This window comes from Paenibacillus contaminans, from assembly GCF_003285015.1.
Lineage (GTDB): Bacteria > Bacillota > Bacilli > Paenibacillales > NBRC-103111 > Paenibacillus_V > Paenibacillus_V contaminans.
On record NZ_QMFB01000030.1, the window covers coordinates 69,555 to 83,191 of the forward strand.

At 53.8% G+C, this 13,637-nt stretch carries 6 protein-coding genes; 2 read left to right on the plus strand and 4 right to left on the minus strand.

Features of this window, described 5'->3' with window-relative positions; translation table 11 throughout:
• Positions 1-28: 28 nt before the first annotated feature.
• Complete coding sequence (locus DQG23_RS33490; protein WP_146762436.1) at positions 29-6,154, minus strand: S-layer homology domain-containing protein; 6,126 nt, start codon at positions 6,152-6,154, stop codon at positions 29-31.
• Positions 6,155-6,920: 766 nt separating this feature from the next.
• Positions 6,921-8,261 (minus strand): neutral/alkaline non-lysosomal ceramidase N-terminal domain-containing protein, encoded by a 1,341-nt coding sequence (locus DQG23_RS33495; RefSeq protein WP_113035394.1) that lies wholly within the window; start codon positions 8,259-8,261, stop codon positions 6,921-6,923.
• Positions 8,262-8,567: 306 nt separating this feature from the next.
• On the opposite strand from DQG23_RS33495, the gene DQG23_RS33500 reads away from it, so the two are divergent.
• Positions 8,568-9,437 carry an AraC family transcriptional regulator gene (locus DQG23_RS33500; RefSeq protein WP_158560828.1) on the plus strand — a complete coding sequence of 290 codons (870 nt, stop codon included), beginning with the start codon at positions 8,568-8,570 and terminating at the stop codon, positions 9,435-9,437.
• Between the two features lie 119 nt (positions 9,438-9,556).
• Here the strand turns inward: DQG23_RS33500 and DQG23_RS33505 are convergent, their stop codons facing one another.
• Positions 9,557-10,555 carry a Gfo/Idh/MocA family protein gene (locus DQG23_RS33505; protein ID WP_113035396.1) on the minus strand — a complete coding sequence of 333 codons (999 nt, stop codon included), beginning with the start codon at positions 10,553-10,555 and terminating at the stop codon, positions 9,557-9,559.
• A gap of 249 nt (positions 10,556-10,804) precedes the next feature.
• On the opposite strand from DQG23_RS33505, the gene DQG23_RS33510 reads away from it, so the two are divergent.
• Positions 10,805-12,193: an extracellular solute-binding protein gene (locus tag DQG23_RS33510; protein ID WP_113035397.1), complete on the plus strand. Its 1,389-nt coding sequence runs from the start codon at positions 10,805-10,807 to the stop codon at positions 12,191-12,193.
• A gap of 90 nt (positions 12,194-12,283) precedes the next feature.
• Here the strand turns inward: DQG23_RS33510 and DQG23_RS33515 are convergent, their stop codons facing one another.
• Complete coding sequence (locus DQG23_RS33515) at positions 12,284-13,636, minus strand: neutral/alkaline non-lysosomal ceramidase N-terminal domain-containing protein (protein ID WP_113035398.1); 1,353 nt, start codon at positions 13,634-13,636, stop codon at positions 12,284-12,286.
• Between the last annotated feature and the right edge of the window lies 1 nt (position 13,637).

A 13,637-nucleotide genomic window follows, 5' to 3' on the forward strand; every position in this document is an offset into this window, starting at 1 on the left:
TCCGAGCTTGGACTTGCAGCTGAAAAAGCTACTCCTTGCCGGCTTGCACGCGCTCGAGCAAACGCCTTAACATCGACGCACCCTCCGCACGGGAAACATGACGCTCCGGGATTAGCCTAGAGGCGTCGTCGCCTTCCAGCAAGCCTGCCGCGGCAAGAGCGGCGGCGGATGCTGCCGCCCATTCCGGTAAGCTCGACGCATCGCTGAACGCGGATAGCCGTTCCATATCCGGAGCGTTCTCATTCATGTCGGCAAATGCAAACGCACGCTGCAGCACGACGAACGCTTCGGCTCGAGTGACGAGGCTTTCCGGACGGAACGTTCCGTCCTCGTAACCCTCAAGCAAGCCGAAGCTTGCGGCTTGGGCAACCGTATCCGCATACCAACTGTTTGATGCAACATCGGCGAACGAACCGGGAGCGGCTGCCATCCGTTCAGGCAATCCGAGCGTCCGCAATAACGCGGCTGCGAGCTCGGCGCGCGTCATGGCGCGGTCGGGCGCGAACAACCCGTTCGGCTCCCCTTGCAGAATAAGGCGGGAAGCGAGCGCATGAACCGATGCCTGCGACCAATGCGATGCGGTGTCTGCGAATGCGACCTCGTTATAAATCAACGCATAAACGCTGTTCGTCATACTGCGAACGACTGCGTACCAAACGCCGTCCCTTTGGACGACTCGCGTAGGCACATGCCGCAAGCTGCCGTTCGGCTCCAGAACGACCGCCGTAGCGATGCGGGACGGATCGTTATCGGCCGGAATGCGAAGCTCCCTTTCTACGTAACCGGTAAAGCTGTCGATGGTAACGGTCCGGCCGTCAAATTCCGCCGTCAGCGTAAACTCGACCGGAGGCGCAGCCAACAGGACACCGGCCTCGCCCGCCGCGTTTTCCAGCGCTTGAACGCTCTGGTTGGAGCCGGCTGCGACTTCGATGCGAATGCGGATCTCGTCCAGCGACGCATCTGCGCCCAAGCGTGACGCGATTTCCCCGATCCCGGCAAGCGTCATCGGCAGCCTGTAGGCGGCGATAGCCGTTCGGATCTCCAGCACCACTTCGTGTTCATCCATTTGCTTGACGGATTCGCCTGTCAGCTCCCCAATCATTCGGTCAGCTGCCTCCGCCTCTATAACGAAAGTGGAGCGATCCTCTGCCGTTTGCAGATAAGCAGCCAACTTAGCCGGATTCAGCCGGATGCTCACGACCTCGCGTCCTTGGTCATCGGCTTCCTTACTTATCGCCGCCAGATCGGTCTGCGCTTTTCCGTTGACGACGACTTCAGTATTCGTCTCCGGCTTAGGCGACTGCGACGGCGCCGCGGAGGCGTTTGGCGATGACGATTGTGTTGGTGATTGTGTCGGTGTCGGCGTCGGTGTCGGCGATGTTGTCGGCGTCGGCGATGTTGTCGGTGTCGGCGTCGGCGTCGGTGTCGGCGATGGTGTCGGCGTCGGCTCGGAAGCCTCCTCTCTGATTACCGTTACCTTGTACCCCCTGGTCGTTAATCCGTCCGCAGCCGATACGACTATACTGATCTCGTTCGTTCCTTCACGGAGCGCAATCGACTGAGAAATGCCGCCGCTTGGCACGGACTGCCTGTTCACAGTAATTGATGCTCCCACGTCGGCGGCAATAGCCGTAACCGTTATGTTTTCCGTTTCGTGAACGGCACGAACCGCATATTGCAGCTCATCCGGTTGGAAATCCGGACTCAGGCTTCCGGTGCTGACCGTCAATCCGGACAAAGCTGCGCTTGCTTCCGCAGCTACTCGAACGGTTAACGTATTGGATTGCACGGTTGCGCCGTTCAGCGTTACCGAAGCAGTGATTTGCGCTTCTCCCGCGCGTACCGCCGACAGCTTGCCGTCCTCGATCGATACCGCGCCCGTGCCGCTAACCGAATACGTCACTTGCGCTCCCGACATATCGCGCGTCGTCCGCCCTTTCTCCAGCAATCCTTTTATCGACAGCTCCGTTTGTTCCCCAGCCTTCAGTTCCGTAGACGATGCGGTCAATTCCGCGCCTGCCAGGCCCAGCACAAGCTCGGGAATCGTATAGCGGTATAAATTAGGCCCTTCGGGATTGGCATATAGATAAAACCGGCCAAAATCGTCCTGCGCCACCTTACGGGCTTCCGTCGCCAATACGGTAACGGCTTTCGTCGCGGCATTGATTTTGAAAAATCTCCCTGCAACCGTCGCATAAACGTTGCCATCCGTTCCCGTCGTCATGGAGCCGTCGATCCATCTGCCGCTTGCGTCCGGAAATTCGTTCTTGCTGTAAACGACTTCGCAGGTAGCCGGGTCGAAAATGAACAGCGCGCCGTTCGATAATCCCCAAATGTTGCCGTCCGGACCGAGATGGAGAGCTGTGATCGCCTGGCCGCCTTTAACCGGAACGATCTCGAACACCTTCTCCCCTTTAGCGACGTCCCACACGAACAGCTTTGCTTCGGCCGCCTTCGGCGTTCCGCCCTGGCCTCCGTGAATCGAAGTCCCGCCGTAGAGCAAGCCGTCTTTGTATACAAGCGACAGGATGCTCTGATCCGGCACGATATTCCAATAAATGTCCGGCTCGCCTCTTTGCGCGTAATCGTAAACCGCCAAAGCGCCGCCGAGCAAGCTGTTTTTCGGGACCGTGCCGACAAACAATTTATTCAGCTCTTCGGCCGTCTCTACGGCAAAGGGCCGGTCCTGCAAGGTGTATCCCGGAATATTCGGATTATAGGTCATGCTGAAAATCGGCTTCGGATTCAGCAGCTCCGGATTCGACCTGTTCCACGGTTCGTTCAAGTCGTATTCGTATATTTTGGCATCCGGATAAGCGCCGATGAACAGTTTATCCGATGTCGCAGCCATTCCTTCACCCTGGCCGATGCCGTTAAAATAACGATTTTCCCCGCTTGACGGCGTATACTTGCCGAGATTTCCTTGCAGATAACCCGCCGTATAAATGCTGCCGTCCGGTCCTTGCAGGATGTCGTGAATCATGACGGGCTCGGCCGGCACCTTCACATCCGTAACCCGAACGGCCCCGGTCGTCAAATTGTACTTATAGAGCTTCCCGTCGTTTCCGGACAGGCCGACCAGACTGTAACCCGGGAAGCCTTCCTCATGCAGCTCGACGAACGAATACGAGATCGCCGCTCCTTCGATCGAAGCGCCGAGCGAACGGTATACGTTCGTATCGAGATCGTATTCGAACAGCTCGCCGCCGAGCCCCGCGAAATAGATTTTGTTCGCGACAGGCGATACGGGCGAAACGCCTCGGGAAACGTTCGTAAACACATCGGCTTTCGCTCCCGTGTCTCCGTTCGTCACTTCGACCAGCTGGCCTGACTCTACGTCGATGACGAAATATTCGTTCGCGTTATTCGCTTCCTTACGCGCAAACAGCTTGCCGCCGGCCAGATTCAAATCGTAAACCGCGATGATATTGTTGAACTTCGCCGGCAGCAGGTCCCGCTTATTTCCGGTCGCCAGATCGTATTCCAAAAGACGTGGCGTATTGCCCACACCCGCATAGATTTTATGCGTCTGTTCGTCATAGACGACAACGCGAGTCCATCTTTCGCCGCTGGAGCCGAACGACATCGTCCCGTAGTTTTTGAACGCGTTTGTCGCCGGATTATATTCGTATAACACGGCGGTCGGATACGTCGAGCCGTACATGATGCCATCCTTGCCGCTTGCCATCGGATAAAGCACGCTGTCCATCGTCTGCAGCGGATGGCCGAGGTTGATCAGCTCGTCGGTTTGCGGAATATAGCGGTAAAGCAGGCCTTTATTGTATCCGCCCAAATAAACGGAGCCGTCGCTCGACGTCGTTACGGACCAAGCCCCGGTCACGTCCGGCATCGGATAGCTTTTGAGCACCTTTTCCGTCGCTATATCGATGATCGTAAACATCGCCGGTGCGCCGACCGCCACCGAGTAGATCACGTCGCGTCCTTGGCCGTCTTTGCCGTAAGCGCCGCGCATCAAGGTCGCCTTCTGAATCTGTACGCCTAAATCTTCGCCGATTTTGACGATCGAATTGTCAGGCGTCTCTACTTCCTTTACCTCATGATCGCCGCGCAAAATGCGAACGTCATCGACGTAGTATTCGTACACCCTGTTGTTGCTTCCCGCGTACATGACGGCTGCGAACCTCGCTTCTTCGGGCACCGTAAATTTGACGAACTGATCGAACCATGTATCGGTCGGCGAAGCTACGATGCTCCAATTTTGCTTGCCGATATAGGCCCGGTTCGCATCGAAAAAACGGACGTACATACCGGACGAGCCCGTTTGAATGTACGTTTTGGATAGTGCGGTATAAACCGCTCCGGGCTCGACCGGAATCATATCGCTCACTACATTGAGGTAAGCGCCGGGCGTATTGACGAATTTCAAGCTATTGTTGCCGCCGAAGGCCCGTTGGTTTGTTATGGAGAAGCTGGAGGCGTCGCTTGCAGCGAACTTTTTCCAGCCGGGGATAACGCCGTCTGCGAGCGGTTTTTCCATGTCCTCATTGGAAAGCGTCCGCAAAACGCTCAAATCGTCGAGATAATACCGGTAATCTTTTTTATTGGATTGAATAATCGATATCTTCAGCTTTTTACCGCCTGACGGAACGGTGAGCTTAGTCTCGATATATGCCCACTTGCCTATAGGCGCCTTAGTCGCCAACAAGGACAAATACGCTTGAAAATCTTTGCCGTCTTGGCTTTTGATCAGCTTGCCGTCGGCATCGTAAACATACGCGTACAGCCCTTCGAGATTTCCGATTTCCAGGTATGCTTGCGCGGAGAGACGATAAGCCGCCCCCTCTTCCACATCGATCGGATCGCTTTCCATGTTGATGCCGCCGCCCGTCGTATTCACATTGTGAATGAGCAAGCTTTGGCTCCCGGCGGCTGCCGTATCGGCGCTCAACCCGGGCGAACCCGCGTTGACTTTCCAGCCGGGAATTTTCCCTTCTGTCAGCGGCTGCTCGAAGCTTGCATTAAGCAAATTCGCGTTCCCGGCAGGTGTTGGACTTGGACTTGGACTTGGGCTTGGGCTTGAGCTCGGGCTTGGGCTAGAACTCGGACTCGGGCTGGGATCGGGATTCGGAACCGTTTGTCTTTCCGTCATGATCTCCTCCAAACGGATGTCATCCCAATAGCTGAAGCCTTTTTTCGTTTTGCCGCTAACCAGCACGATGGAAGCCTTTTCCGCTCCAGCGGGAGCTTGCGCTTGAAAAGCAATCGTCTGCCATTCGCCGATCGGTCCGCTCGTATAGTTCGGATCGTTGACGGAAATGGAACCCGGTATAAGCTTGCCCGCGCTGTCATAGTAACGGATTTGGAGCTGAACAAGCCCTCCCTGAATGTTTAACTGAGCGGAAGCCCGGAGCTGACTCCCGCCGTACACGGCCATTTTGACGCTTTCAACGCCAAAATCGCTCGTTGTGTCCTGATCGTCAATCTTTAAGCTGCCGCTTCCGGCTGCAGCGTAAGTATCCGTCGTAACAGTGCCGCTTTTGCCGGCACGATCAAACTGGGTCCAGCCGGGCACGTCCTGACCGGTTTGAACGTCCTCGAAGCCCGGGTTGGCGACGGGCAGTACGCGGCTCAGCTTGATGTCGTCTGCGTACATCGTTCCTTTTGTATTTTTGCCTGTGGATAAAACGACCGTTAGAAACGCCGCTCCGGACGGAGCTGCCGCTTGTACGGAAAGCGTTTGCCAAACGTTTTTGGGCTCGGATGTAAAATTCGGATCATGCTCGAACAGTCCGACTCGCGTTCCCGAAGCGTCGTAATAGCGGATCTGAAGCTGAGCCGCTCCGCTTGTTATGTACCAGCTCGACTCCGCTTTATAAAGCTCGCCTGCCGTTACCGGAACCTTAACGCTCTCCACCGTTAAATTTACGGTGTCATTGTCGATCAGCTTCAAGCTTTGGGCTCCTCCATGATAAACGGCGGAATCGACCGTATAACTGACGTTTTTCCCCTGACCGATAATTTGCGTCCAGCCGGGAACGCTGCCCGGCGAACCGGCCGCTTCAAAGCCCGCATTCGCCAATCCGGCGCCTTCCGGTTGTTCCGCTCCGTCTGCATATCCGCTCGGCATTTGCCCGAATGAAAGCATCAGCATACTCAAACATAACCATAAAATGATTGCTTTTCGCTTTAACACGTTTACCCCTCCATAATAAAAATGATCGGTTCTGATCGGCTCGATCTTCCTCACCGATTCTACATCCGCTTTCTTGAATGAGCCGCGCACCGCCTTTCGGTATAGAATTTGTAAACGCTTAAGTTAAAATAATACCTGTATTTAACATGTATATTAACATAGACAAGAAAATTAATACAGGTATTTTACAGGATGATATTGAGTGATAAAGAAGCTCAAAATCAACTGTGTGATACAACGCTGCACCACAAGACCTCGTGGCTGATCCATAACGGCTTAATACGGGATCAAGTCTTAAACTAGGGGATTAATGAAGAGCTGGTTACGAAGCAAACCCGGATATCGAAATGGTTATGCGCAGAGCGTGCGCTTAGTGGGGAAAAGCTTATTGTTCATGAGGCTATCCTTATTATTTCACCGCTAAAATGATCGTTCCCGCCACATAGTGAGGCAAACGTTACGATCAATTTCGTTTGCCTCACTGATAATTGCGTTTGCCTCACTATCTCACTATTACACGGATTTTCGAATAGAAATAGTGAGTTTTGCGCAACGAATAGTAACCTTTTCCTCATTATGTCTCCAGATAAAATCCTATTACCGCCTTTTTTTCATTACCTTCCTTCCCGTGCAGAACAATGGCGGTAAGGACAAGAATAGCCGCATAGCCATGTATGTTTTATTAACAAGTACTGTTCCCGCATCGTCTGACACAAAAAAGCTGCCCCGAAAGCAAACCGTTCGCTTCCGGAGCAGCCCTTTCAACTTAGCCACAAATAATCTTCTCCATCATCCCGCCCGCAAGCGACTCCAGCGCTTCCGCATTGCCCGGCGCGGAGAAGCACCATTCCTCACAGGTCTCGTATCCGCCCTTTTCGTTAAACGCTTCGCGGGTCGGAATATATTCAAGCGAAGCGTCGCCATAAGCCATAATAAGCGCATCCGTTTCCGGAAACCGCTTTTTGAGCGCTAGGGCGGATTCGATGAACATTTCGCCCGGCAAAAAAACGAGCAAAACGTCCGCTATCTTCACAGCCGCCGCTTCCGCAGGCATGCGCAAACCGGGATACCGCTCGACGAGCCCGATCCGCGCCGCAAGGCTGACGATATCCGCCCCTCCGTACCGCTGCGGGTGCAGCTCGCGTTCCTTGCGGAACTTGGCGATTTCTTCCCCAAGCATCTTCTCCAACGCTTCCTTGGTATGCAAAATGCGAAGCTCCGCCGGCAGCTTGCCGCACTCGACGAGCAGTCCGTCGCCTTTCGCGTAACGAGCGTCCGCGTAGCTGCTTACGGCAGCCTCCGCCACTCGTCTCCCGAGCCGGATGCAATCGTCGAGCGGTTCGCCGACCGTATATTTGCCGGGGCTGATATTTCCCGCGCAGCCCTGCAGAAACAGACAGGTTCCGCCCAGCTCACGCTCCACATCCGCCGCCGCATAGCCGGGATAATCCCAGCTAATATGATCGTACCGGTTATACGATGTCGCATGGCAGGCGTAATGGAGCAGACTCCCTACCACCTTTTCCCGGTCATCCACAAACCAGACGCAATATACGTCCGGGTCGATCAAACCGTCCGGCAGCGCGCGCAGCTCCGCGGATACTCCTCTCCCGTAGCGCGTTCCGATCGTTCCGTCCGGAAGCTTGACCCGCCTGTTGCAAGCGACGCCGCTAACCGGTGCCGACGAACGCTTGATGCGCACGTCGGTCAGCCCGCTCAAGGCTTCCCTGGCGGCCCGCTCCGCTGCGGACAGCACTTTGGCATAGTAGTCGGCATCCAGAAACTGCAGCCCCGACGGCTGTAAATATTCCTGCACCGAGCGATTCAAATAAGGCGAAGAATGCGTATGCGTAGCATTCAAAAAAATACGCGATTTCGCCATTCCGGCTGCCTCGGCTATTCTCGATCGTATATCGTCGATCACCCGCTCGTACAAGCACATCGTCTCAACCGATACGATGGCCGCCTTTTCGCCGCCGTCATCTTGCAGCAAACATACCTTTAACCGCAGCGGCGTTACAATTTCGGTGATGCGGTAACCGATATACAAAGACGTATGCGCGCCCGTATCCGGCGTAATATCGGCCGTGCCGATTCCAGCCTTCATTCGGCTCCCCTCTTTCTTCAGCTTAAAATAAGGATAAACGGCTTCGCCTTCCCGGACGTTTTCGAAGAAAGCGACATCGTAAGCATGAACTGGGACACGGATCCTCGACGTAAGCTCATTCTACGTGAAAGGACGTTCCTGCGGAATGCCCCCCATAACCAATAAATTGGATTATATGCTCGATTCATCTGTATTTAATATCTTTTGAATCAAATCCCTTTGAGCCTGTCGGCACTTATCTGGTACAATGGATTACGACTTCTCTTACATCCCTGAACCATGCAATATAATGGAGGGTTGTCTTCTATGACAAAACTGTTGGACTATATGATCAGTCCAATTCCGATTCGGATTGAAGAACTCAAATTGGACAGCTCCTTGCTCAGAATAAAAGGGCTGACCGTTTCGCAATTCGGACATTTGCCCGGACGGACGTTAAGGACGAAAGGCATTACGCATAATCAATGGGCGTTTACGTATATCGTTCGCGGGAAAGGTTTTTACCAGGTCGATAACGGTCCCATTCAAAAGCTCGAAGCCGGAAGCTTGTTCTGGGAATGGCCCGGAACGACGTTTCGGTATGGACCGGAGGAGGAGGCCGGCTGGGATGAATATTACGTGACTTTTAACGGCAGCCGGGTTCAGGAATGGCTGGACAACAAACTCCTTCAAACCGACAGCGTATACCGGATCGGAGTTAACAATACGTGGATCCGCAAAATCGAGACGATCGGGGACTACATCGAAAGCGGCATTCCCGAAAATGGGGATCGCGCGGCAATGCTGCTCGAATCGCTTGTTTACGATTTCTGCATTGCAAACGAAGGAATCAAATCGGGCAGCAGGCCGAGCCGCAAGCCGGAATTCGTCCTTCAGGTACTTGAGGATATCGCGAACAATTTGTACCAGCCGTGGGACGAAGGACAAGCGATGGAGCGCAATCATCTGTCCCGCTCCACGCTGCGCAGAATCGTGCTGCAAAACACGGGGTACCCCTTGAACGAATACGTCAACCGGCTTAAAATAACCGAAGCCAAAAAGCTGCTCCGGCTGACCGAGCTGCAAATCAAGGAAATCGCGCAAATGCTCGGGTACGAGGATAACGCGTACTTTTCGCGATTATTTAAAAAGTATACCGGCACTTCCGCCAACCAGTTCCGCAATAATTTGAACTGAAGCGCCGATCGGGCCGTAACCGTTTCATGAGAATCGTCCGCCAAACCGCTAAAAACCGCCCCTGCGCTTGCGCATGAGGCGGTTTTCGTATAAGCGTCATGACTTCATTTTTCCGAATGCTACAGCTTCGCCATCGCCTGCTCGACAACCGCTTTGATCGGCTCCGGCTTGCCGCTTTTGAGCGATTCGATCGCCTGCAGCACCATCAGCGTAGCATACAGGCCGTCGATGTGATCGATCATCGGCGGTTTGTCTTCGACGATGCATTGGAGAAACGCTTTGTTTTCTTCGAGAAATCCGGTTTCCGAGCCTTTGTAAACGACGGGATCTTTTCCGTTTTCTTTATAAGTCAACGTCGTCAAACGGTCGGATATCGTAATCGAGCGGTTCTCCGCAAAAAGCTGCATAAAAAACTTGCTCGTTACCGTCGGACAAGAGCTATCCCCTTGAATTAAATTGCCTGCCGCACCGTTCTCGAACCGGAATACGGCCGCCAGGTTGTCGATAACGCCCGACGACTGATAATAGTTGCCGCCTGCCGCGTACACTTCTACGGGCTCGGAGCCTGCCACGAACCTCATAATATCGGTCGAATGGCAGCCTTGGCTGATGACATTGCCGCCTCCTTTGACCGGATCGTTCACCCAAAGTCCTTCGCCCCAACGGTCGTCCATCATTTGCATCGTGACCATCACCGGCTGCGGAATGAGCTCCTTCGCTTTCCAGAGCATGTCGAAGTAGCGCATTTTATAAGCGGTGAACAGCTTCTTGCCGCTGCGGTTTACGGCTTCGCCGATTCTCATGCATTCCTCAAGCGACATGGCGAGCGGTTTTTCAACCAATACATGTTTCCCCGCTTCAAGCGCCCGAATGCAATACTCCGCATGCGTATCGTGCAGGGTCGTAATATAGATCGCGTCCAGCGTTTCATCCGCCAAAAGCTTGTCGATGTCGGAGGTGGCGTAATCGCCGCCGTAATCCGCCAGCATTCGGTGCGCATTTTCCTCAAATACGTCGCAATATGCCGTCAAGCTCATTCCGTCCAGCTGCTTGATGCAATCCGCATGCGTTCTTGCCAGCTTGCCGCAGCCGATGATGCCCGCTTTAATTTGCTTCATGGATAGTCTACTCCCTTTCGCCTCTCAATTGGTTACCGTCCAAGCACTTCTGCTGTACATCTTTCATGAAAAAGACCATTAAACTCAAATCTACTGTATATATTACTGTATATGTTACGAGTATAGTTTACGTACAGTACCTGTAGGTGTCAACATCATTTTTTCAACGCTTATGTACAGCTGTCTGCTGTACAATTCGACCTATTTTCGATATAGTTCTTCTATACGGTTTGGAAGGGGACAACCAGAATGGAGCCATTGAACCAACCGAGCCGCAAAACGTTTCAGCGCAGGCTCGACTATATGGTAGCGCGCCTTAGAGATGAGATTCGCGAAGGCAAATATACAGCAGGGGATTTTCTTCCCTCCGAGACGGAGCTTGTGGAAAAGTTCCAGTTAAGCAACAAATCCGTCCGCAAAGGACTCGATCAGCTGATTGCAGAAGGCTTAATCGTCAAAATCAACCGCGTGGGCAGCCGCGTCACCGAAAATGCCGGATCGTCCGTCACCGTTACCTTCGGCCATCATCACTCGATCGAACGCGACTTCATGCTTTCGCATCTGTTGAAGGATTTTGAAGCTCTGCACCCAACTATCCATGTTAAAGCAGTACCGCTGCGTTCCACCGATCACGAAATCATAAACGATTATTTGCAGAGTGCGGCCGTCGATGTGTTTACGATCAATAACGCCATTTTTATGGATATGGTCGATACCCGTTCCACGCATTTGCTGGAGCCGGCAGCCGCAAATCCAGGGGCATATGCGTTCTCAAACGACGCTTTCGCTTGGGAAGGCGAGCAGTTCGCAAAACCCGTCATCTTTTCCCCGATCCTGCTGGCTTACAACCGGGATCACTTTATCGAAGCGGGTATACCGGAGCCGGACGGAAGCTGGACCTGGCGCGAAGCGCTGCATGCCGCGGCTGCGCTGACCATACCGGGCAAACGGCACGGCTTTTATTTTCACCTGCTGTCGGACAACCGCTGGCCGGCTTTTCTGCTGCAGAGCGGCATGAAATTCGAGCCGGACGCCGACGGGCTTTTTCATCTGTCCGGAACCCGCCTGCTGGAAAGCATCCGATTATGCAAATCGATTCTTACAAACAGCGACGTTTACCTGAACTATTTATCCGAAAATAATCGGGACGTCAACGAGCTGTTCATGCAGGGCAAAGTGTCGATGATTCTTACCAACTACATGACGCTCAACGAAATCAAACACTCGGATATCCGGTACGATATTTCGCCTTTGCCGTATTTGCACGAGCCCCGCTCTTTGATTCACGCTATCGGCGTTGCCGTTAACCGGCTGGCCAAGGAAAAGGAGGCCGCTCTTCTGCTCGCCGATTATTTCGGCTCGCCGCGCGCGCAGCAGCTGATCAGGGAGCTAACCCTGAGCTTGCCCGCTCTCAAGGAAGCGGCCGAGCAGCCGCTTCGGCCCGGGGAAGCGCTCAACCGTCCGTCGCGGTATTTTCTGTTCCGGGAAATTATGTTCTCGTACCGGCTGCACCGGGAGCTGAATCTTTCCAGGCAAGCCTTCGCAAAGCTGCGGCAGCTGTTGAAGCAGTACTGGTCGGATCTGATCGACGAGGAGGAGCTTTGCGAGCGGGCGAAGGATTTGTTCAAGGAAGAATGAACGACGATAGTAAAAAAGGACTCGTAAGCTCCGAAGCCCTCATGCCAACGCAAAGAGGTGCCGGTACCCGGCACCTCCGCATTCGACACGTTATTCGGCATTCGACAGGTTATAGTCCAAACGAACGATTTGCCCGACGATTATGTCTTCGATTTCAGGCACGAACGGCCCCCGCAAATGAAAGAAAAAGTTGCATCCCGCCTCATATCCGCCTTCGCGGATCATTTTGCGCGTCGGCACATAGCTGTATACGCCGTTTGTATAACCTAGCGTCAGGACCGTACACGAACTGCCGATCAGCTTTTTGACAAGCAGCGAGTACTCGGTGGAAACTTCCCCCTCCATCGCCACCAGCTTCGTATCGTCGTCAAGCTGCCAAATGCAAATGCAATGCGGCAGACGATCCTTGATCGTGCCGTCCTCGATCGCCCTAATCGTCCGTTTCGCAGCATTCCAATAAAATGCATTATAGTCGGGATGATTGGTCATCGGATCATAAAACGCGGCCTCCGTTTGCTCCGTATATAAAAGCGGATCCGCCATTGCCGTCTTAAACTTGCAGCGTACCGGCCTAAGCTCCCCTCGATTCAAAATGCCTTTCACATCATTCGCAAGCTCCGTTCCGGCCTCTTCCATTTCCGCGATAGACAAGCTTTTGAATACGCTGCCTGCCGCGCTTCGCAACGGTTTCAATTCGCCCCCGCAGCCTTGGAGAAATATTGCGGTTACGTCCGGATACGCCTCTTCAAGCACGCGCGAGGTTTGACCGGCAAAGTCGTTGGAAAGCAGCAGATTGTCCGGTCCCATGGCCGTCGTATGGCAACCGTAATTGTACAAAATGCCTTTCATCGCGCCCGAGCTGTCCGTAAGCGTCAAAACAAGCAATTCCTTATCGATTTCGCCTTCGTAATAAGGCGCCCAAACAACCCCGTCGCCGACCGGCTTGCGTCTGCTGACCGCAAAGCCGGATTTCCCCCGCCCGATCGCAAGCTCGCCTTCCTCCAAATGATCTCGGCAGTATTCCGTCATTCGCAAGATCGTGTCCCGCATGAAAAGGTAATAAGCTTCATCCTCGCTGTAATCGAGCTCCTCTTCGCTCTCGGTCCATCCCTCTTGCGCCATGCTGTACGCGCCGCGGCGCAACCCGGCATCCATTCCTGTCAGGAAGACAGAATGATGCGTGTGCGAGAAATTGATCAGCACTTCGTCATGCTCAAAACCGAATTTCTCCTTCAGCGCGTCCTTGATGCCGACGACGAAGCTGCGGTCCGAGCCGAGCGCGTCGATCGTCAGGATCAGCAGCGTCTTGTTCGCTTCCAACATGGCAGCCTTAATATAGAGCTGGTCGTGAACGCCTTCGCTTTTGCTTGTTCTGCTGCCGAAACCATGCATGAAAATAGGCTTATCCGGTGTCATAACCTCGCTTGTTAGACAAAATCTCATC

Coding starts and splice junctions, on each gene's coding strand:
- DQG23_RS33515 (WP_113035398.1), bottom strand. CDS start 13,636: ATGAGATTTTGTCTAACAAGCGAGGTTATGACACCGGATAAGCCTATT.
- DQG23_RS33500 (WP_158560828.1), top strand. CDS start 8,568: ATGACAAAACTGTTGGACTATATGATCAGTCCAATTCCGATTCGGATT.
- DQG23_RS33510 (WP_113035397.1), top strand. CDS start 10,805: ATGGAGCCATTGAACCAACCGAGCCGCAAAACGTTTCAGCGCAGGCTC.
- DQG23_RS33505 (WP_113035396.1), bottom strand. CDS start 10,555: ATGAAGCAAATTAAAGCGGGCATCATCGGCTGCGGCAAGCTGGCAAGA.
- DQG23_RS33495 (WP_113035394.1), bottom strand. CDS start 8,261: ATGAAGGCTGGAATCGGCACGGCCGATATTACGCCGGATACGGGCGCG.